The sequence below is a fragment of the Nonomuraea sp. NPDC049655 genome, assembly GCF_044465465.1.
Classification (GTDB): Bacteria; Actinomycetota; Actinomycetes; order Streptosporangiales; family Streptosporangiaceae; genus Nonomuraea.
This window is the reverse complement of record NZ_JBITLS010000001.1, coordinates 500,551-518,263: the sequence shown is the minus strand read 5'-3', so window position 1 is coordinate 518,263 and position 17,713 is coordinate 500,551. Positions and strand designations below refer to the sequence as shown.

At 73.9% G+C, this 17,713-nt stretch carries 14 protein-coding genes; 5 read left to right on the top strand and 9 right to left on the bottom strand.

What is annotated here, in order from left to right; genetic code table 11:
* Window positions 1-81: 81 nt before the first annotated feature.
* From ACIBQ6_RS02305 to ACIBQ6_RS02290, 4 genes are all read right to left on the bottom strand, one after another.
* On the bottom strand, window positions 82-2,367 hold the full coding sequence (locus tag ACIBQ6_RS02305; RefSeq protein WP_397209777.1) for a phosphoketolase: 2,286 nt from the start codon (window positions 2,365-2,367) through the stop codon (window positions 82-84).
* Window positions 2,368-2,409: 42 nt separating this feature from the next.
* A complete protein-coding gene (mgtA, locus tag ACIBQ6_RS02300) occupies window positions 2,410-5,088 on the bottom strand; it encodes a magnesium-translocating P-type ATPase (RefSeq protein WP_397209776.1) in 2,679 nt (892 codons plus the stop codon).
* A gap of 133 nt (window positions 5,089-5,221) precedes the next feature.
* Window positions 5,222-6,070, bottom strand: a complete 849-nt coding sequence (locus ACIBQ6_RS02295) for a universal stress protein (protein WP_397209775.1) — start codon at window positions 6,068-6,070, stop codon at window positions 5,222-5,224.
* Between the two features lie 16 nt (window positions 6,071-6,086).
* Complete coding sequence (locus tag ACIBQ6_RS02290) at window positions 6,087-6,647, bottom strand: universal stress protein (RefSeq protein WP_397209774.1); 561 nt, start codon at window positions 6,645-6,647, stop codon at window positions 6,087-6,089.
* A 218-nt stretch (window positions 6,648-6,865) separates the two neighbouring features.
* Between ACIBQ6_RS02290 and ACIBQ6_RS02285 the strand changes: the two genes are divergently transcribed.
* Window positions 6,866-9,394, top strand: a complete 2,529-nt coding sequence (locus ACIBQ6_RS02285) for a cation-translocating P-type ATPase (protein ID WP_397209773.1) — start codon at window positions 6,866-6,868, stop codon at window positions 9,392-9,394.
* Between the two features lie 46 nt (window positions 9,395-9,440).
* Here the strand turns inward: ACIBQ6_RS02285 and ACIBQ6_RS02280 are convergent, their stop codons facing one another.
* From ACIBQ6_RS02280 to ACIBQ6_RS02265, 4 genes are all read right to left on the bottom strand, one after another.
* Window positions 9,441-9,959: a flavodoxin family protein gene (locus ACIBQ6_RS02280; RefSeq protein WP_387676455.1), complete on the bottom strand. Its 519-nt coding sequence runs from the start codon at window positions 9,957-9,959 to the stop codon at window positions 9,441-9,443.
* 1 nt (window position 9,960) lies between these two features.
* On the bottom strand, window positions 9,961-10,461 hold the full coding sequence (locus ACIBQ6_RS02275) for an HPP family protein (protein ID WP_397159937.1): 501 nt from the start codon (window positions 10,459-10,461) through the stop codon (window positions 9,961-9,963).
* Window positions 10,458-11,300 (bottom strand): universal stress protein, encoded by an 843-nt coding sequence (locus tag ACIBQ6_RS02270; protein WP_397209772.1) that lies wholly within the window; start codon window positions 11,298-11,300, stop codon window positions 10,458-10,460. The genes ACIBQ6_RS02275 and ACIBQ6_RS02270 overlap by 4 nt, the downstream gene beginning before the upstream one ends.
* Window positions 11,301-11,707: 407 nt before the next feature.
* Window positions 11,708-11,890 carry a hypothetical protein gene (locus ACIBQ6_RS02265; protein WP_397209771.1) on the bottom strand — a complete coding sequence of 61 codons (183 nt, stop codon included), beginning with the start codon at window positions 11,888-11,890 and terminating at the stop codon, window positions 11,708-11,710.
* Between the two features lie 359 nt (window positions 11,891-12,249).
* Here ACIBQ6_RS02265 and ACIBQ6_RS02260 point away from each other — a divergent pair, with 359 nt between their 5' ends.
* Entirely contained in the window at window positions 12,250-12,693 is a 444-nt protein-coding gene (locus ACIBQ6_RS02260) for a hypothetical protein (RefSeq protein ID WP_397209770.1), read from the top strand.
* 15 nt (window positions 12,694-12,708) lie between these two features.
* Here ACIBQ6_RS02260 and ACIBQ6_RS02255 read toward each other — a convergent pair whose 3' ends face one another.
* A complete protein-coding gene (locus ACIBQ6_RS02255) occupies window positions 12,709-13,890 on the bottom strand; it encodes an acetate/propionate family kinase (protein ID WP_397209769.1) in 1,182 nt (393 codons plus the stop codon).
* A gap of 202 nt (window positions 13,891-14,092) precedes the next feature.
* Between ACIBQ6_RS02255 and ACIBQ6_RS02250 the strand changes: the two genes are divergently transcribed.
* The 3 genes from ACIBQ6_RS02250 (at window position 14,093) to ACIBQ6_RS02240 (ending at window position 17,672) form a co-directional block, all read left to right on the top strand.
* A complete protein-coding gene (locus ACIBQ6_RS02250) occupies window positions 14,093-14,698 on the top strand; it encodes a CBS domain-containing protein (protein WP_358301706.1) in 606 nt (201 codons plus the stop codon).
* A gap of 205 nt (window positions 14,699-14,903) precedes the next feature.
* Window positions 14,904-15,725 carry a MerR family transcriptional regulator gene (locus ACIBQ6_RS02245; RefSeq protein ID WP_397209768.1) on the top strand — a complete coding sequence of 274 codons (822 nt, stop codon included), beginning with the start codon at window positions 14,904-14,906 and terminating at the stop codon, window positions 15,723-15,725.
* Window positions 15,726-16,211: 486 nt separating this feature from the next.
* Window positions 16,212-17,672 carry an endo-1,4-beta-xylanase gene (locus ACIBQ6_RS02240; protein ID WP_397209767.1) on the top strand — a complete coding sequence of 487 codons (1,461 nt, stop codon included), beginning with the start codon at window positions 16,212-16,214 and terminating at the stop codon, window positions 17,670-17,672.
* The last annotated feature ends 41 nt before the right edge of the window (window positions 17,673-17,713 follow it).

Genomic DNA, 17,713 nt, shown 5'->3' with positions numbered 1-17,713 from the left:
GCCGCCCGTGGTGCGGCGGCCCGTCTTGACGGGACCTTGGCCCTCCTTTTCCGGCAGCGCGGGGCCGGTGTCCTTCGCGCGTCACCAGGTCCAGTCGCGGACGGCGGGGGCGTCCTCGCCGTGTTCGCGGGTGTACGCGCGGGCCGCCAGCCGGGCGTCGGCCATGCGCTGGCGCAGGTGCGCCTGGGTGGCGCCCAGGCCGGGCACCCGGTCGATGACGTCGATGACCAGGTGGTAGCGGTCGATGTCGTTGAGCATGGCCATGTCGAACGGCGTGGTCGTGGTGCCCTCCTCCTTGTAGCCGCGCACATGGATGTTGGCGTGCCCGGCGCGGCGGTAGGTCAGGCGGTGGATGAGCGAGGGGTAGCCGTGAAAGTTGAAGACGACCGGCCTGCCGGTGGTGAACAGGGCGTCGAACTCGGCGTCCGGCAGGCCGTGCGGGTGCTCCGACGGCGGTTGCAGCCGCATCAGGTCCACCACGTTGACGACGCGCACCTTCAGCTCGGGCAGGTGCTCGCGCAGGATGGCCGCGGCGGCCAGCGTCTCCAGGGTGGGCACGTCGCCCGCGCAGGCCAGCACGACGTCCGGCTCGGCCCCCTCGTCCGAGGACGCCCAGGGCAGGACGCCGAGGCCGCGGGTGCAGTGGGCGACGGCCTCGTCCATGGTGAACAGGTCCAGCACCGGCTGCTTGCCCGCCACGATCACGTTGACGTAGTCGCGCGAGCGCAGGCAGTGGTCGGCCACCGACAGCAGGGTGTTGGCGTCCGGCGGCAGGTAGACCCGCACGACCTCGGCCTTCTTGTTGACCACGACGTCGAGGAAGCCGGGGTCCTGGTGGCTGAAGCCGTTGTGGTCCTGCCGCCACACGTGCGACGACAGCAGGTAGTTGAGCGAGGCGACGGGCCGCCGCCACGGGATCCTCTTCGCCGACTGCAGCCACTTGGCGTGCTGGTTGAACATGGCGTCGATGATGTGGATGAACGCCTCGTAGCAGTTGAACAGGCCGTGCCGGCCGGTCAGCAGGTAGCCCTCCAGCCAGCCCTGGCACAGGTGCTCGCTGAGCACCTCCATCACCCGGCCGCCCGGGGCCAGGTTCTCGTCCGTGGGCTCGACCTCGGCGTTCCAGGCCCGCGTGGTCGTCTCGAAGACGGCCTGCAGCCGGTTGGAGGCGGTCTCGTCCGGGCCCATCAGCCGGAAGTCGTGCGGGTTGGCGGCGATCACGTCCCGCAGGAAGGCGCCCAGCACCCGGGTCGGCTCGGTCGACTGCGCCGCGGGCGACTTGACCTCCACCGCGTGGTCGCGGAAGTCGGGCAGCGCCAGCGGGCGCAGCAGCTCGCCGCCGTTGGCGTGCGGGTTCGCGCTCATCCGCAGCGGCCCCTCGGGGACCGTCCCCAGCAGGACGGGCGCCGGGCGGCCCGCGGCGTCGAACAGCTCCTGCGGCCGGTACGAGCGCATCCACTCCTCCAGCATGGCCAGGTGCGCCGGGTTGTCGCGGACGCCCGACAGCGGCACCTGGTGGGCCCGCCAGGTGCCCTCGACCGGCTTGCCGTCCACCTCGCGCGGGCCGGTCCAGCCCTTCGGCGTGCGCAGGACGATCATGGGGAGGCGCTCCAGACGGCCCTCCTTGTAGGCGGCGATCTCGTCGAAGACGGTGTCGAGCGTGCGCGCCATCTCCTCGTGGTCGGGGCCGACGAGGTGCGGGCGGTACCCGTACCCTTCCATGAGCTTGACCAGGTCGTCCTGCGGGATGCGGGCCAGCACGGTCGGGTTGGCGATCTTGTAGCCGTTCAGGTGCAGGATCGGCAGGACGACGCCGTCGCGGTAGGGGTCCAGCAGCTTGTTGGAGTGCCAGCTCGCGGCCAGCGGGCCGGTCTCGGCCTCGCCGTCGCCGACGACGCAGGCGACCACCAGGCGCGGGTTGTCGAAGGCCGCGCCGAACGCGTGCGCGAGCGAGTAACCCAGCTCGCCGCCCTCGTGGATGGAGCCGGGCGTCTCGGGCGCGACGTGGCTGGGGATGCCGCCGGGGAAGGAGAACTGCCGGAACAGCCGCCGCATCCCGGCGGCGTCCTGGGAGACCTCGGGGTACTTCTCCGAGTAGGAGCCCTCCAGCCAGGCGTGCGCGACGGCGGCGGGCCCGCCGTGGCCGGGACCGGCGATGTAGATCATGTCCTGCCGGCGTTCGGCGATGATCCGGTTGAGGTGGGCGAAGCAGAAGTTCAGCCCAGGGGTGGTGCCCCAGTGGCCGAGCAGCCGCGGCTTGACGTGCTCGGGGCGCAGCGGTTCGGTGAGCAGCGGGTTGTCCAGCAGGTAGATCTGCCCGACGGACAGGTAGTTCGCCGCGCGCCAGTAGGCATCGATGTGCTGCATCGTCGTCATGATGACGATGATTTCCCGATGCGCTTCCGCGCCCTAGGGACCTTGGTCCCCTTCTCGGGGGGCGGAGGGCGGACGTCCGGCGGCGAGGGCGGCGGCCACCGTGCTGAACCGGTGGGCCCTGCGGTGCGTCGGGTGGGCGGCGGTGCGCCCGCCGCCGGCCAGGGTCTCCGGGGCGGCCCGGTAGAAACGGCGCTTGGCCAGCTCGACGAGGGCCAGGTAGGCGACCACCATCAGGCCCAGCACCGCGAAGAACGGGCCGGGCAGCGGCTGGAAGCCCAGGGCGCCGGCGAGCGGGGTGACCGGGATGACCGCGCCGAGTACCACGACGCTCAGGGCGGCGACCGTCAGGGGCAGGCTCGGACGACTGCGGAAGAACGGCACCCGCCTGGTCCTGATCGCGAAGACCACCAGTACCTGCGTGGCCAGGGACTCGACGAACCAGCCGGTGCGGAACAGCGGCGGCCCGGCGTGCAGGACGCCGAGCATGACGGCGAAGGTGGCGAAGTCGAACAGCGAGCTGACCGGCCCGAAGAACAACATGAACCGCCGGATCGACGCCACGTCCCACCGGGACGGGCGCCGCAGTTGCTCGGGATCGACGTTGTCGGTCGGGATGGCGAGCTGGCTGGAGTCGTAGAGCAGGTTGTTGAGCAGGATCTGGGACGGCAGCATCGGCAGGAACGGCAGGAACGCCGAGGCCGCGGCGGCGGAGAACATGTTGCCGAAGTTGCTGGACGTCCCCATCAGCACGTACTTCATGGTGTTGGCGAAGATCTGCCGGCCCTGGATGACGCCGTCGGCCAGGATGGCGAGGTCCTTCTCCAGCAGCAGCACGTCGGCGGCGTCCTTGGCGACGTCGGTGGCCGCGTCGACGGAGATGCCCACGTCGGCGGCGTGCAGCGCGAGCGCGTCGTTGACGCCGTCGCCGAGGAAGGCCACGTCCAGGCCGTTGCGCCGCTGGGCCCGCACGATGCGCGCCTTGTGCTCGGGGCTGACCCGGGCGAACACGACGGCCTGCTCGATGAGCGCGGCCAGCCGGGAGTCGTCGGCGGCCTCGACGTCCTGGCCGGTCAGCACCCGCCCGCCGGGCAGGCCGAGATCGGCGCACAGCTTGGCCGCGACCGCGGGGTTGTCCCCGGTGAGCACCTTGACGGTGATGCCGAGGCCGGCCAGGCGGCGCAGCGCCTGCTCGGCGCCGGCCTTGGGCGGGTCGAGGAAGACCAGCAGGCCGCGGAAGGCGAGGTCGTGCTCGTCGGCCTGGCTGAGGGTCGTCCGGCGGGCGGCCTCGCCGGTCAGCCGCCGGGTGGCCACCGCCACCACCCGGTTGCCGGCGGCGAACTCGGCCTCCAGCACGGCCCTGGCCCGGTCGGCGACCGGGGTGCAGCGCGCCAGCACGGCCTCCGGAGCGCCCTTGGTGACGATCATCCGGCCGTCGTCGTCCTCGACCAGGACGGAGGCGGTTCTGCGTTCGTGGTCGAAGGGCACGACGGCCAGGCGCCGGCCGGGCGGCCCGGGCCGGAGCGCGGCGGCGGCGGGCGCGTCCCACAGGGCGACGTCCAGGGGGTTGCCGCTCGCCGAGCGGCCCGGTTCCCCGTCCCGGCCGCTGACGACGGCCTCGTTGCAGAGCAGGCCCAGCTCCAGAACGCGGTCGTCGGGGCTGCCGTCCGGCCCGAGTGAGCGCGCGAAGCTGATCCGCCCCTCGGTCAGGGTTCCGGTCTTGTCGGTGAACAGCACGTCGATGTCGCCCAGGTCCTCGATGCAGACCAGCCGCTTGACCAGCACCCGGTGCCGGGCCAGCCGGTGGGTGCCGGCGGCCAGGCTGGTCGAGACCACGGCGGGCAGGAGCTGCGGGGAGATGCCGACGGCGATCGCCAGCGAGAACAGCAGCGCGTCCAGCACCGGGCGGTGCAGCACGAGGTTGACGACGAAGATCCCGGCGGTGAGCGCGGCGGCGACGCGCACCAGCAGCATGGAGAACCGGCGCAGCCCGATCTGGAACTCGGTGTCCGGATGGCGGTCGCCGAGCCGGAGCGCGATGCGCCCGAACTCGGTCCGTCCGGCCGTGGCCACCACCACGCCGGCGCCGGACCCGGCGTGCACGACGGTGCCCATCAGCGCGCAGCTGGCCAGCTCGGCCAGCGCGCGGTCCGGTCCGACGGGCTCGACGGCCTTGGCCACGGGCAGCGACTCGCCGGTCAGCACCGACTCCTCGCACTCCAGCCCCGCCGACGACACCAGCCGCAGATCGGCCGGGACGATGTCGCCCAGCCGCAGCGTGACGACGTCGCCCGGGACCAGCGTGACCACGTCCACCAGCCGGGGACCGCCGTCCCGCAGGGCCAGGCAGCGGTGCCGGATCTGGGAGTGCAGCGCCTCGGCGGCCTTCTCCGCCCGGTACTCGTTGAAGAAGCCCAGCCCGACCGACACCGTCAGGATCACGCCGATGATGATCGCGTCCGTCGGCTCGCCGAGGAAGAACGACGCGGCGGCGGTGACCGCCAGCAGGATCAGCAGGGGCGAGCGCAGCTGGCGGGCCAGCACCGCGATCCGCCGGGCCCGGTGGGTGCGCAGGGAGTTGGGGCCGACGGCGGCCAGGCGGCGCTCCGCCTCGGCCTGGCTCAGGCCGCCGCCGGTGCCGCCCAGCCGGGCCATGACGTCGTCGACCGGCAGCGCGGCCGCGACCGCGACGTCCAGTGCGCCCTCTCCGGTCATGTCACTGTCCGAGCCGTCCCGCCCGGCCTCCCCCTGGTTCTGGTAACCGGCCCGTCGCCAAGACAAAGGCAAAGGCGCTCCACGCCCGTCCCAACGCCCGTCCCGACGCCCGCGCCGACGCGGCGACGTGCCGTCAGTCCCGCGGCCGGACGACCGCCACCGGGCAGCGGGCGTGGTGCAGCACGCCGCGGCTGACCGACCCGAGCAGCGCCGACCCCAGCCCGCCGCGCCCGTGCGACCCCACCACCAGCAGGTCGGCGTGGTCGGAGGCCGCGCTGAGCGCGTCCACGGGGTGCGCCGACGGCGTCTCCCGCACGACGACGACCTCGGGGTGGTCGGCGGCGAACACGTTCACCCGATCGTCGATGACCTGCTGCTGTGCGGCGCGGACCTCGTCCATGGCGTAGGCGGCCTCCGGCGCGAACGCGTGCACGGGCAGCTGCCAGGCGTGCAGCACCCGCAGCGTGGCGGCCCGCAGCCGGGCCTGCTCGAAGGCGTGGGCCAGGGCGGGCTCGCACTCCGGCGAGTCGTCCACCCCGGCCACCACCTCGCCGCGCACCTGCCGCCGGTCGCCGCGGACCACCACGACGGGGCAGCGGGCGTGCCCGGCGACGTGCGTGCTGACCGAGCCCAGCAGCGCGCCGGCGAACCCGCCGAGGCCGCGGCCGCCGAGCACGATCTCGGCGGCCTCCTTCTCCTGCCCACGCAGTACGACGGCCGGCAGGCCCTCGACGTCCTGCGTCGCGACCTCGACGGACGGCTGCCGTTCCCGGGCCAGCGCCTCGGCCTCCCGCAGGATCCGCTCGCCCTCCTCCGCCGGCAGGTCGGGCGCCCAGCCCGGGGAGAACCGGTGGATCTGGTACGGCGTGCGGTCCACGGCGTGCACGATCCGCAGCGGCAGCCGCATGCGGAAGGCGTCGTCCGCGGCCCATGCGACGGCGGCGCGCGAGGCCACCGAGCCGTCGGCTCCAACAACGATCATGACGTTCCCTCCTTCGTCACCTCCCATGAGACCCGGCCTCCCGCCGTCCCTCGCAGAGCCGAAGGTCGGCCGGGCCAGGGCCGAAGGGCCTTCCCCGATGCCGTCCGGCGAACGCGGGCGGCCGCGGCGGCGTCCCCCCGTCCGTCGCCGCGGCCTGCACCACGACCACGGGACACGGCGGCAGCCGCAGGCACGACAGCAGCACCGCGCCCAGCCGCCCGTCCCCGGCGGGCCGCGCGGCCGAACCGAGCACCAGCAGGCCGGCCCCGCGCGCCTGGTCCGCGAGCGCCGTCTCCGGACGGCCCCGCACGAGCCGCGCCTCGACGGCGACGCCGGGGAACCGGTCCACGACCAGGGCCACCGCCTGATCGAGCACGGCGCTCGCGCGCGCCTCCTCGAACCCGGCGGGCCGGGGCGGGCAGGGCGCGTACGGCGCCCTGTGCTCGATCGAAGGCTCCCAGGCGTGCACCACGACCAGCCGCGCCCCGCGACGGGCCGCCTCGTCGGCGGCCCACAGCAGCGCGGCCGCGCAGTCCTCGGTGCCGTCGGTCCCGGCCACGATCAGGCGAATGCTCATATCTCCACGATCCGCCCGCGCGACCGGGGCGGAACAGTGCCGAAAGCCCCGCTTGCGATGACTTTCGGCCCTGCCGCCGTCCGGCCGGTCTCCGGAGGCTGGAGGGGCGGGGAGACCCGCACGTTTACCGCCCTGAGCAGGGCGAAGACTAGATCCTGAAGACACCTCGCAGCGACTCCGCCGGCCCGAGGGCCACGGCGGGCAGGAAGGACACCCACGTGACGCCCTCGTCCTCTGGCCTGTCGTCGGCTGGCCTGTCGTCGGCGGAGGCAGCCGTCCGCCTGGAACGCGACGGCCCCAACCTGCTCCCGCGCAAACCGCCCACCCCGCTGTGGCGGCGCGTCGTCACCCAGCTCCGCGATCCGCTGATCATCGTGCTGCTGATCGCGGCGGCGCTGACCGTCGGCACCGGCGACTGGACGGACGCCGCGGTGATCGCGCTGGTCATCGTGGTCAACACGGCCGTCGGCGTGACGCAGGAGGTGCGCGCCGACCGCGCCATCACGGCCCTGGCCGAGCTGGTCACCCCGGAGGCCCGCGTGGTGCGCGACGGCCACCAGCGGCAGGTCCCCGCCGGTGACGTCGTGGTCGGAGATCTGCTGGTGCTCGCCGAGGGCGACATCGTCCCGGCCGACGCCGAGCTGGTGGAGTCGGCGGCGCTGCTGGTCGACGAGTCGGCGCTGACGGGCGAGTCGGTCCCGGTGGACAAGGACGCGGGCGCGGCGGTCTCCTCGGGCACCGTCGTGGCGCGCGGCAGGGGCCGGGCGGTGGTCACCGCGATCGGCGCGGCGAGCGCGAGCGGGCGCATCGCCTCGCTCATGGTCAAGGGCGCCGGGCTCACGCCGCTGCAGCGCCGCCTGGTCGGGGTCGGACGGCTGCTGGCCGGTGTCGCGGTGCTGCTGTCGGCGCTGGTGCTGGTCCTGGGCCTGGTCCGCGGCCAGCCGGTCGAGCTGATGGTGGTGACCGCGATCAGCCTGGTGGTCGCCGCCGTGCCCGAGTCGCTGCCCGCGGTCGTGACCCTGAGCCTGGCCCTGGGCGCCCGCCGGATGGCGGCCCGTGACGCGCTCGTCCGCAACCTGCCCGCCGTGGAGACGCTGGGCTCGGTGACCGTGCTCGCCACCGACAAGACGGGCACCCTCACCGAGGGCCGGATGGTCGCCCGGCACCTGTGGACCCCGGCGGCCGAGGCCGCGGTCGCCGGCTCCGGCTACGCGCCCGACGGCGGGCTCGCCACCGGCCGGGACCCGGACGAGTTCGCCGAGCTGCTGACCGCCGCGGCGCTGTGCAACGACGCCCGCCTGCGCCCGCCCCAGGAGAACGGGGAGGAATGGACGGCGCTGGGCGACCCCACCGAGGCCGCGCTGCTGGCCGCCGCCGCCCGGCTCGGCCTCGACCGCGCGGACCTCCAGGAACGGTTCCCCAGAATCGCCGAACTGCCCTTCGACAGCGACCGCAAGCGGATGAGCACGGTGCACCTGCTGCCGGGCGGCGGCGTCCGCCTGATCTGCAAGGGCGCCCCGGAAGCGCTGCTGCGCCCGGACGTGCTGACCGGCGACCCGGAGCTGCCGGCCCGCGCCGCCGAACGCGCCGACCGCTTCGCCCGGGACGGCTACCGCGTGCTGGCGGTCGCGGCCGCCGACCTCGACGCCGTCCCGCATCCCGTGCGGGAGGACGGGCTGAGGCTGCTCGGGCTCGTCGCGATCCTCGACCCGCCGCGCGCGGCGGCGGCCGCGGCCGTGGCCGACTGCGCGCGGGCCGGCATCAGGACGGTCCTCATCACCGGCGACCATCCGGGCACCGCCCGCGCGGTCGCCGCCGACCTGGGCATCATCGGCGCCGCCGACCGGGTCGTCGACTGCCGGGAGCCCGGCGCGCTCGCCGCGGGCCCGGCCGGCGTCTACGCGCGGGCCACCCCCGAGCAGAAGCTCGACATCATCGAGGGCCTGCGCGGCCGGGGCGAGGTCCTGGCGATGACCGGCGACGGCGTCAACGACGGCCCGGCGCTGCGCCGCGCCGACATCGGGGTGGCCATGGGCAGGCGCGGCACCGAGGTCGCCCGGCAGGCCGCCGACCTCGTGCTCGCCGACGACAACCTGGACACCGTCGTGGCGGCCGTCGAGGAGGGCCGCCGGGTCTACGCCAACATCCGCCGGTTCCTGGTCTACGGCCTGTCGGGCGGCGCGGCGGAGATCGCGGTGATGGTGCTGGGCCCGTTCCTCGGGTTGCCGCTGCCGCTGCTGCCCGCGCAGATCCTGTGGATCAACCTGCTCACCCACGGCCTGCCCGGCGTGGCGCTGGGCGGGGAGCCGACGGTGCCGGGAACCATGTCGCAGCCGCCGCGTCCGCCGGGTCAGAGCATCATGGGGGCGGGCCTGTGGCAGCGGGTCGTCCGCATCGCCGTGGTGCTCACGGCCGTCACCCTGGGCGTCGCCGTCTGGGGGTCGATGACCGGGCGGCCCTGGCAGAGCATGGCCTTCTTCGCCCTCGGCGCCACCCAGCTCGGCGTGGCGCTGGGCACCCGGACCCGCCCCGGCACCCTGGCCAACCCGATGCTGCTGCTCGCCGTGGGCGGCGCGTTCGTCCTGCAGCTGGCCGGGATCTACCTGCCGCCGCTGCGCGAGCTGCTCGGCACCCGGCCGCTGTCGCCGGGGGATCTGCTGGTCGTCGTCGCGCTGTCCACGCTGGGCTACGCCGCCGCCCGCCTGGACCGGATCCTGCACCCGTCCCCGACGCCCGCGCAGGACTGAGAACGGCGCGCGGCGGAAACCGCCGGGCGCCGTTCTCAGCGGGCCGTCAGGACGCGGGGACCGGGAAGGACGCCGCCAGGCTCTCGCCCCACTGCCTGGCCCGCTCCAGTTCGCCCGGCACCAGCGGCCCCTGCGTCCCGGTCACGTAGAAGCTGCACGGCGGCACGGCGAGCCGCACGCCGAGGCGGCGCAGCCGCTTGGCGACCGCCCGGCCCGCCGAGCCCGGCAGGCGGGGCTTGGCCACGCGGGTGTCGAACGCCGCCGAGCAGAGCCCGGCCGACGACGTGCTGAGCGTGGCCAGCCACTCGCGCACGCCCCTGCCGCGCGACACCAGCGGCCCGGCCGCCTGCTGGGCGGCCGACTCGCGGGTTGAGGCCCGGCTCATGGAGAAGGCGTGCGTCGGGCCGCCCACCACCAGGAGGGTGACCTCGTCCCCCACGTGCGCGGGGGCCGAGCCGACCTCCGCCACCTCGGCCCGCATCCGGGTGGCCAGCCCTTCGGCCACGGCCTGGGCGATCCGCTCGGTGTTGCCGTACATGGACTCGTAGACGACCAGGGCCTTCATCTCACGCCTCCCGCCGTTCCGGCAGGATGGGTTCGAGGTGGAACATCCCGGTCACCACCTCGCTCGGCTCGGGCCGCGGCTCGATCCGTCCGGCGACCGCCGACAGGACGTCCCGGGCGGTGATCAGGCCCACCAGGCCGTCGTCGGACAGCACGGGCACGGCGTCCACGTCGGCGTCCAGCATGGCGGCGGCGACCCTGCTCAGCGGGGTGTCCGGCCCCACCCGGGGCGTGCGCGCGCCGCCGAGCAGGTCCCGCACCTCGCGGCCGGCCTGCTCCTGCGGCCCGCCGGACCAGGACGCGGCCAGGCACTCCCTGGTCAGGATGCCCAGCAGCCGCCCTCCGTCGAGGACCGGCAGGTGGTGCACGCCGGCCCGGCGCATCAGCTCCCAGGCCATCAGCGGCGACTCCTCGGCCTTGACGGCCACCAGGACCCGGCTCATGACCTGTCCCGCCGTCGGCGACCCGTTCATGACCTGCCCAGCCGTCGGTGACCCGTTCATGACCGCTCCTCCGCGTCCGGCCGGACCACGGCGACCGGGCAGGTCACGTGGTGCAGCACGCCGTGGCTGACCGAGCCGAGCACGGCGGAGGCGAACCCGCCCCGGCCGCGCGAGCCCACGACGACCAGGTCGGCCGATCCGGCCGCCTGCGTCAGGGCGGTGACCGGGTGGGCGCACGGCTGCTCGTCGGTGATCACCAGGTCCGGGTTGGCCTCCCGCCAGGGCACGACCCGCTCGCGCGCCGCGCCGGTCTCCTCGCGCATCAGGTCCTCGATCAGGCTGTTGTACGTGACCGCGTAAGGGGAGAAGACGGGCATCTGCCAGGCCGAGACCACGTGCAGCCGGGCGCCGCGGGCCCTGGCCTGCTCGACGGCGTACTCCATGGCCGCCTGCGCGTCCCGCGACCCGTCGTAGCCCACCACCACCCTGCCGTGCTCGGCGGGGGCGGCGGGGGCGCGGACGACCACGACCGGCCCGGACGCGTGCCCGGCCACCGCCAGGCTCACCGAGCCGACCGTCATCCCGGCGAACCCGCCGAGCCCCCGGCTGCCCAGCACCACTCCGCCGGCCGTCGCCGACTCGCGGATCAGCTCCCCGGCCACGTTCCCGGACAGCAGCTCCGTCGTCACCTTGACGTCGCCGGCCAGCGCGCGGGCCCGGTCGGCGGCCTCCTCCAGCAGGCGGGCGCAGTGCTCGGCGTTCGCTTCGTGCAGCCACTGCGGGCCGACGTGCACGAGACGCAGGTCCAGGCCCCGCCGCCGCGCGTCGGCGGCCGCCCATTCCACCGCTCCGGTCGCCGGGACGGACCCGTCCACACCGACGACGATGTGAGTGCTCATCGCGCATCTCCTTCACCGGTCGAAGCTCTCACCCTCAGGCTCCTACGGGCGGCGGCGCGGCGCCGGAGGAGGAAGTCCCGCCCGGCAGGGCCGTTGGTCCTCATCGGCGTCGCGGGGAGAAGATCTGGCACCATCCGGTCACGCCATCGGCTCACCCTCCCCACGCTCTGTAGTGTCGATGAGCGCCCCCTCCTCGCGCAGTAGCCCGCTCAACGTGAGGACGTCCTCATGACCGAAGAAGCGGTTCCCCCCGTCGCAGCGCCCGCCGCTCCCGCCCGCACCGGCGACCTGCTGGAAAAACCCCAGCTGGCGGAGATGTTCGCCCTGGCCAAGAAGCTGGACGGCACCTGGCCGGTCTTCGCTCGGAGCCTGGATCCCGCCGACGACCCGGCGCTCCTGCGCGGCCGCTACCGGGCGGTGGCCGCGTCCACCGCCCGCTGGTCGGTGCGGCGCAAGCACGTCGAGGACTGCGTGAGCGCCTGGGTCCTGCTGCCCATGCTCGGCGCGGCCGTCGTCTTCGTGGGGTCGGTGTTCTCCGTCACCTCCGTGCAGAAGATCTTCTTGGCCGTCGTGGGTCTCACGGTCTTCATCTGGGTCTCCGTCTGGATCGAGATCCGGCGGCATCGCCCGCTCTTCCGCTACCTCCTCGACCCGCTGATCACCATGCTGGGAATCGGCTGCTTCCCGGCCGCCCTGTACCTCCGCCACGCCACCGGCCCGGCGTGGGCGGTCGACCTGGCGAGCCGGGGATGGATGCCGATCCCCCAGAGCATCGGCACCGTCTGCTGTGCCCTGGTTCTCGGGATGATCCCGGTCAAGGTGGTGATGTGGCAGTGGGACCGCGAGTCCCGCGCCTCGCCCACCGAGCCGCTCTTCGAGCAGCTGGCGGCCATCCTGGACCGCGCCGAACCCGACCGCCGCCCGGGGCGGGACGCCGCTGACCAGGGCCGTGGTCCGCGCCCGCGCGGTCGAGGCGTCCAGGGCCGTCATCGACCTCCAGTTGTGGGTGGCGCTGCCGTCCCCGACCGCCTACGACGACCTCCGCACCCGCGTCGCCGAGCTGACCCGCACGGTCATCACGGGCGAGTACGACCGGCTCCCCACCCGCGACACCACCCCCGAGGAGACCCGCCGGACGTGGCACGCCCGCGTCCTGGAGACCGTCCGGGCCCTGGTCATCGCCCTGCTGCCGGTGGCCGGCCTGGTGGCCGCCGACCGGCTGGGCCTCAGGCTCCCGGCCCCCTTCGACGACGGCGCCATGATCGCCGTCGTGGCCTGGGCCGTCGTGCTCCTCCTGGGGTTCCTCGACCCGAACTTCGCCTCCCACCTGGCCGCCGCCCGTGACCTGACCACGCTCCCGACGTTCAACCGGAACACGGACAAAGGCGCGTAGCGCGGCCCGGTCCCGTCAGGAGGACGTCAGCCGCGCGAGCGTCTGGTGGGCGATCTCCCACTCCTCGTCGGTGGGGATGACGAGCACGGGCACCTCGGCGCCGGGCACGGACACCGCGCGCTCGCCGGACGCCCCCGCGGCGTTGAGCACGGGGTCCACCGCGATGCCGAGCCGCTCCAGCCCCGCCAGGCAGGCGGCGCGGGTGGCGGCGTCGTGCTCGCCGACGCCGCCGGTGAGCACGATCGCGTCCACCCGGCAGCCGAGCAGCGCGTGGTAGGCGCCGACGTACTTGCGGATGCGCCGGGTGTAGATCTCCAGGGCCAGCCTGGCCTCGTCGTCGTCGCGGGCGCGTACCTGGCGCATGTCGCCGGACCCGGTGAGCGCGAGCAGGCCGCCGCGGTGGCTGAGCTCGTGCTCCACCTGCTGGGCGTCCAGGCCGCCGGTGCGGGCCAGGTACGCGGCCAACGCCGGGTCGACGTCGCCCGAGCGGGTGCCCATGACCAGCCCTTCCAGCGGCGTCATGCCCATGGAGGTGTCGACGCTGCGCCCGCCGGAGATCGCGGTGGCGCTGGCGCCGTTGCCGAGGTGGAGCACGATCAGGTTGAGCCCGGCCAGGTCGCGGCCCAGGACGGCGGCGGCGCGGCGGGAGACGTACGCGCACGAGGTGCCGTGGAAGCCGAAGCGCCGCACGCCCTGCGCCCGCCACTCGCGCGGCACCGCGTACGTGTACGCCTCGGGCGGCAGCGTGCGGTGGAACGCGGTGTCGAACACGGCCACCTGCGGCACGTCCGGGAACACCTTGAGCGCCAGCCGGATACCGGTCAGGTTGACCGGGTTGTGCAGGGGCGCGAGCGGGGCCAGCTCCTCGATCGCGGCGATGACGTCGTCGTCGATGAGCACCGCGTCGGTGAACCGGGTGCCGCCGTGCACCACCCGGTGCCCGACCGCGACCGGCGCCGGCTCCGGCCCGGCGGCGGCGAACGCCGCCAGCATCGCCTCCAGCCCGTCCCCGTGGCCGGGGAAGGGACGTTCCCGGACGTACGGCGGCCCGTCCCCGCCGTGGTGCGTGATCCGCCCGCGGTCCTCGCCGATGCGCTCGACCAGCCCTCGGGCGGCGCGCTCGCGGGTGTGCGGATCGACGAGCTCGTACTTGATGGAGGAGGATCCCGTGTTCAGCACGAGAATGGGGTCGGCCATGCCCATGACCCTAAGTCCGTTCCGGGGGTCGGGTGGCGGCACGGATCTCGTTCGGGACTTCCGGCCCTACCGGCCCGGCCGCGTCCCGCGTTGTGATGGGAGAGCCACGAGGCCGCCACCCCGGGCGGAGCGGGCCGTGGGACGACCGTCGTGGCAAGCTGACCTGGAAGACCGACGACTGCGAGTGGGAGGCCAGACAGCGATGCTCGTCCGCGAGGTCATGAGCGGCCCGGCCGTCACCGTCCGCGACACCGATCCGGTGCGGCGGGCCGTGCGGGTCCTGCACGGCCACGACATCACCGCCGCGCCCGTCGTCGGCGACGACGGCCGGCTCGTCGGCGTGGTCAGCGAACTGGACCTGCTGCGGGGGGAGTTCGAGCCCGATCCCCGCGCGACCGTCCGCCCGGCCGCGCCGGCCGACGAGCCGCCGCCCCGCCAGGTCATGGACGTCATGAGCCGCGACGTCGTCACGGTCACCGAGACCACCGACGTCACCGTCGCCATCGATCTGATGGTCCGCGAGCGGGTCAAGAGCCTGCCCGTCGTGACCGGCGGCCGGATCGCCGGGATGGTCAGCCGCCGCGACCTGCTGGCCATGCTCGCCCGCCCCGACGAAGACCTGCGCCAGGCGGTCGAGGCCGCGCTGCGCGAGCAGTACCCGGCGGGCCCCAGCTGGGACGTCGCCGTCCGCGACGGCGTGGCCGAGCTGCGCGGGCCGTCCCGGCAGCAGGCCGACCACATCGCCGGCGTGCTGGCCCGCACGGTGCCCGGCGTCGTCCGGGTCAGACATGTCCGGCCGTCACCGTGAAGACAGAACCGAAAGATCACCCGGCCGCCGCCAGTTCAGGACGCCACCCCTGCAAGGGACTCGGTGGCCTGCTCGGGATGGGGGTCTCCGTCGTACGGCCGCCAGTCGAGCGGCGGTCGGCTTCTGCGGAGGGCGCGGCGGGCCGCCCGGGGCTGTGATCCGGGTCGTTTGTGTCCGCCCCAGGGGCAGGGTCCATACTCGGGCGGTGTCCGATCTGATGACCACTGGACAGTTCGCCGCGCGGTCCAACCTGACGCTCAAGGCGTTGCGGCTCTACGACGCCAAGGGGCTGCTGCCGCCCGCCGAGGTCGATCCCCGCACCGGTTTCCGCCGTTACGGCCGGGCGCAGCTCGCCGTGGCCCGGCGCATCACGCTGCTGCGCGCCATCGACATGCCGCTCGCCGAGGTCGGCAGGGTGCTGGGGCTGGACGGCCCCGCGGCGGTCGAGGCCATCGCGAAGCACTGGAGTCACCGCGAGGAGCAGTGGCGGGCACGTCAGTCGCTGCTGGCCTACATCCGGCAGGTCTTCCTGGAGGAGGCGATCCCCGCGTACGAGGTGCGCCTGCGGGACGTGCCAGAGCAGCGCGTGATCTTCATCCACGGCCATGCGCGCGCCTCCGGCCTGGCGGACTTCATCACGGACGCCTCGGCCGCGCTCTTCGCCCACCTGGGGGCGGCCGGCGGCTGCCTGTCCGGGCCGCCGTTCGCCGTCTTCCACGGCACGGTGGGCGAGGACTCGAACGGCCCGGTGGAGGTGTGCCTGCCGACCGGGAGCCCGATCGAGCCCGCCGGCCGGATCGGCGTCCGGCTGGAGCCGTCCCACCGGACCGCGTACGTCGAGGTCAGCAAGGAGCGGTCGCACTACCCGGCGATCCTGCCGGCGTACGACACGCTCAAAGCCTGGCTGGACGACCACGGGCTGGCCCCGGCGCTGTCCATGCGCGAGATCTACCACCCGAACCGGGAGACGGCGGCCCCGGCGGAACACGTCACCGACGTCGCGGCCCCGTTCGCGCCGCCCTCCTGAGCGACGGCCCTCGGCACGGCTCGGGCCGCGCCGCGTGGCCGACGGCTTCCAGGCACAGCCCGGACTGCGTCCCCGTGATGGTGCAGTCGGAGTTTCGCTCATGGTTCCGCCTGTTCGTGTGTTAACGCTAACAAGTCGCGGTGCCGGCGCGACGGAGCAAATACGAGCCGGGCGACCCCGTCAAGAGCCCCCGAAGCCCGAAGCGGCCGAAACGCGCTCCCACCTCGGACCGGCCGCCGCCCGTCCCCGTGAAACTTTCACGACCCGTCGGCCGAAAACTTTCGACAGGTAGCGGCCCTGGATGACATGCCAGCACAAGCAAGACGGCTCCGAAAGTTTTACCCGAATCTTGACAACTTTCGGCGAGATCCACACACTGAGTGCCCGAGCCCGGCTCTCCCATCCGCTCCCGAACGCCCTGGGCGCACCCCTCCGAAGTGCGTCCGCACGACCTTCCCCCCATGATTCGCGTACGGAGGCTCCAGCATGCGTGTCAACGCCATGTCCCCACCGACCGCCGGACGGCCGCCCGGCGCGCGCCGCCGGGCGCTGATCACCGGCGCACTCGGCGCGCTCGGCCTGCTCACGGCCCTGGCGACGGCGATTCCGGCCGATGCCGCGGCGAGCACGCTCGGCGCGGCCGCCGCGCAGAGCGGCCGCTACTTCGGCACCGCCATCGCCGCGGGCAAACTCGGCGACTCCGCCTACACGACGATCGCCAACCGCGAGTTCACCATGGTGACGGCCGAGAACGAGATGAAGATCGACGCCACCGAGCCCAACCGGGGGCAGTTCACCTTCACCAACGGCGACCGGGTCTACAACTGGGCCGTGCAGAACGGCAAGCGGGTACGCGGCCACACCCTGGCCTGGCACTCCCAGCAGCCCGGCTGGATGCAGTCGTTGTCGGGCAGCTCGCTGCGCCAGGCGATGATCGACCACATCAACGGCGTCATGTCCCACTACAAGGGCAAGATCTACGCCTGGGACGTGGTCAACGAGGCCTACGCCGACAGCGGCGGCGGCCGGCGCGACTCCAACCTCCAGCGCACCGGCAACGACTGGATCGAGGTGGCCTTCCGCACCGCGCGCGCCGCCGACCCGGCCGCCAAGCTGTGCTACAACGACTACAACATCGACAACTGGACCTGGGCCAAGACGCAGGGCGTCTACAACATGGTCAAGGACTTCAAGGCCCGGGGCGTGCCGATCGACTGCGTCGGCCTGCAGTCGCACTTCAACGGCAACAGCCCGTACAACAGCAACTACCGCACGACCATCCAGAGCTTCGCCGCGCTCGGCGTGGACGTGCAGATCACCGAGCTGGACATCCAGGGCGGCTCGGCCACCACGTACGCCAGCGTCGTCAACGACTGCCTGGCGGTGCCGCGGTGCACCGGCGTCACCACCTGGGGCGTTCGCGACACCGACTCCTGGCTCGGCGCCGGCGCCACCGCGCTGCTCTTCGACGGCAACGGCAACAAGAAGGCCGCCTACACGGCCGTGCTCAACGCGCTGAACGGCGGCGGCACGTCGCCGCCGCCCGGCGGCGGCGACGCGGGGCAGATCAGGAGCACGGCCGCCGGCCGCTGCGTCGACGTGCCCGGCTCCAGCACCACCGACGGCACGGCCGTCCAGCTCTGGGACTGCAACGGTCAGAGCAACCAGCAGTGGACGCGGACCTCGGCAGGGGAGCTGAAGGTGTACGGCAACAAGTGCCTGGACGCCGGAGGAACGGGCAACGGCGCCAAGATCCAGATCTACTCCTGCTGGGGCGGCGACAACCAGAAATGGCGCGTCAACACCGACGGCACGATCGTGGGCGTGCAGTCCGGACTGTGCCTGGACGCCGTGGGCGGCGGCACCGGCAACGGCACGGGGCTGCAGCTGTACACCTGCTGGGGCGGCAGCAACCAGAAGTGGACCTACAACGCGGGCGCCGCGTGAGCGTCGCCGGCCCGTCGCGCCGGGGCCCGGCGCCCCGGCGC

What these genes read in the sequence shown, in the direction of transcription:
- ACIBQ6_RS02305 (WP_397209777.1), bottom strand. Translation starts at nt 2,367, where the DNA reads ATGCAGCACATCGATGCCTACTGGCGCGCGGCGAACTACCTGTCCGTC.
- mgtA (WP_397209776.1), bottom strand. Translation starts at nt 5,088, where the DNA reads ATGACCGGAGAGGGCGCACTGGACGTCGCGGTCGCGGCCGCGCTGCCG.
- ACIBQ6_RS02295 (WP_397209775.1), bottom strand. Translation starts at nt 6,070, where the DNA reads ATGATCGTTGTTGGAGCCGACGGCTCGGTGGCCTCGCGCGCCGCCGTC.
- ACIBQ6_RS02290 (WP_397209774.1), bottom strand. Translation starts at nt 6,647, where the DNA reads ATGAGCATTCGCCTGATCGTGGCCGGGACCGACGGCACCGAGGACTGC.
- ACIBQ6_RS02280 (WP_387676455.1), bottom strand. Translation starts at nt 9,959, where the DNA reads ATGAAGGCCCTGGTCGTCTACGAGTCCATGTACGGCAACACCGAGCGG.
- ACIBQ6_RS02275 (WP_397159937.1), bottom strand. Translation starts at nt 10,461, where the DNA reads ATGAACGGGTCACCGACGGCTGGGCAGGTCATGAACGGGTCGCCGACG.
- ACIBQ6_RS02270 (WP_397209772.1), bottom strand. Translation starts at nt 11,300, where the DNA reads ATGAGCACTCACATCGTCGTCGGTGTGGACGGGTCCGTCCCGGCGACC.
- ACIBQ6_RS02265 (WP_397209771.1), bottom strand. Translation starts at nt 11,890, where the DNA reads ATGAAGACCGTGAGACCCACGACGGCCAAGAAGATCTTCTGCACGGAG.
- ACIBQ6_RS02255 (WP_397209769.1), bottom strand. Translation starts at nt 13,890, where the DNA reads ATGGCCGACCCCATTCTCGTGCTGAACACGGGATCCTCCTCCATCAAG.
- ACIBQ6_RS02250 (WP_358301706.1), top strand. Translation starts at nt 14,093, where the DNA reads ATGCTCGTCCGCGAGGTCATGAGCGGCCCGGCCGTCACCGTCCGCGAC.
- ACIBQ6_RS02240 (WP_397209767.1), top strand. Translation starts at nt 16,212, where the DNA reads ATGCGTGTCAACGCCATGTCCCCACCGACCGCCGGACGGCCGCCCGGC.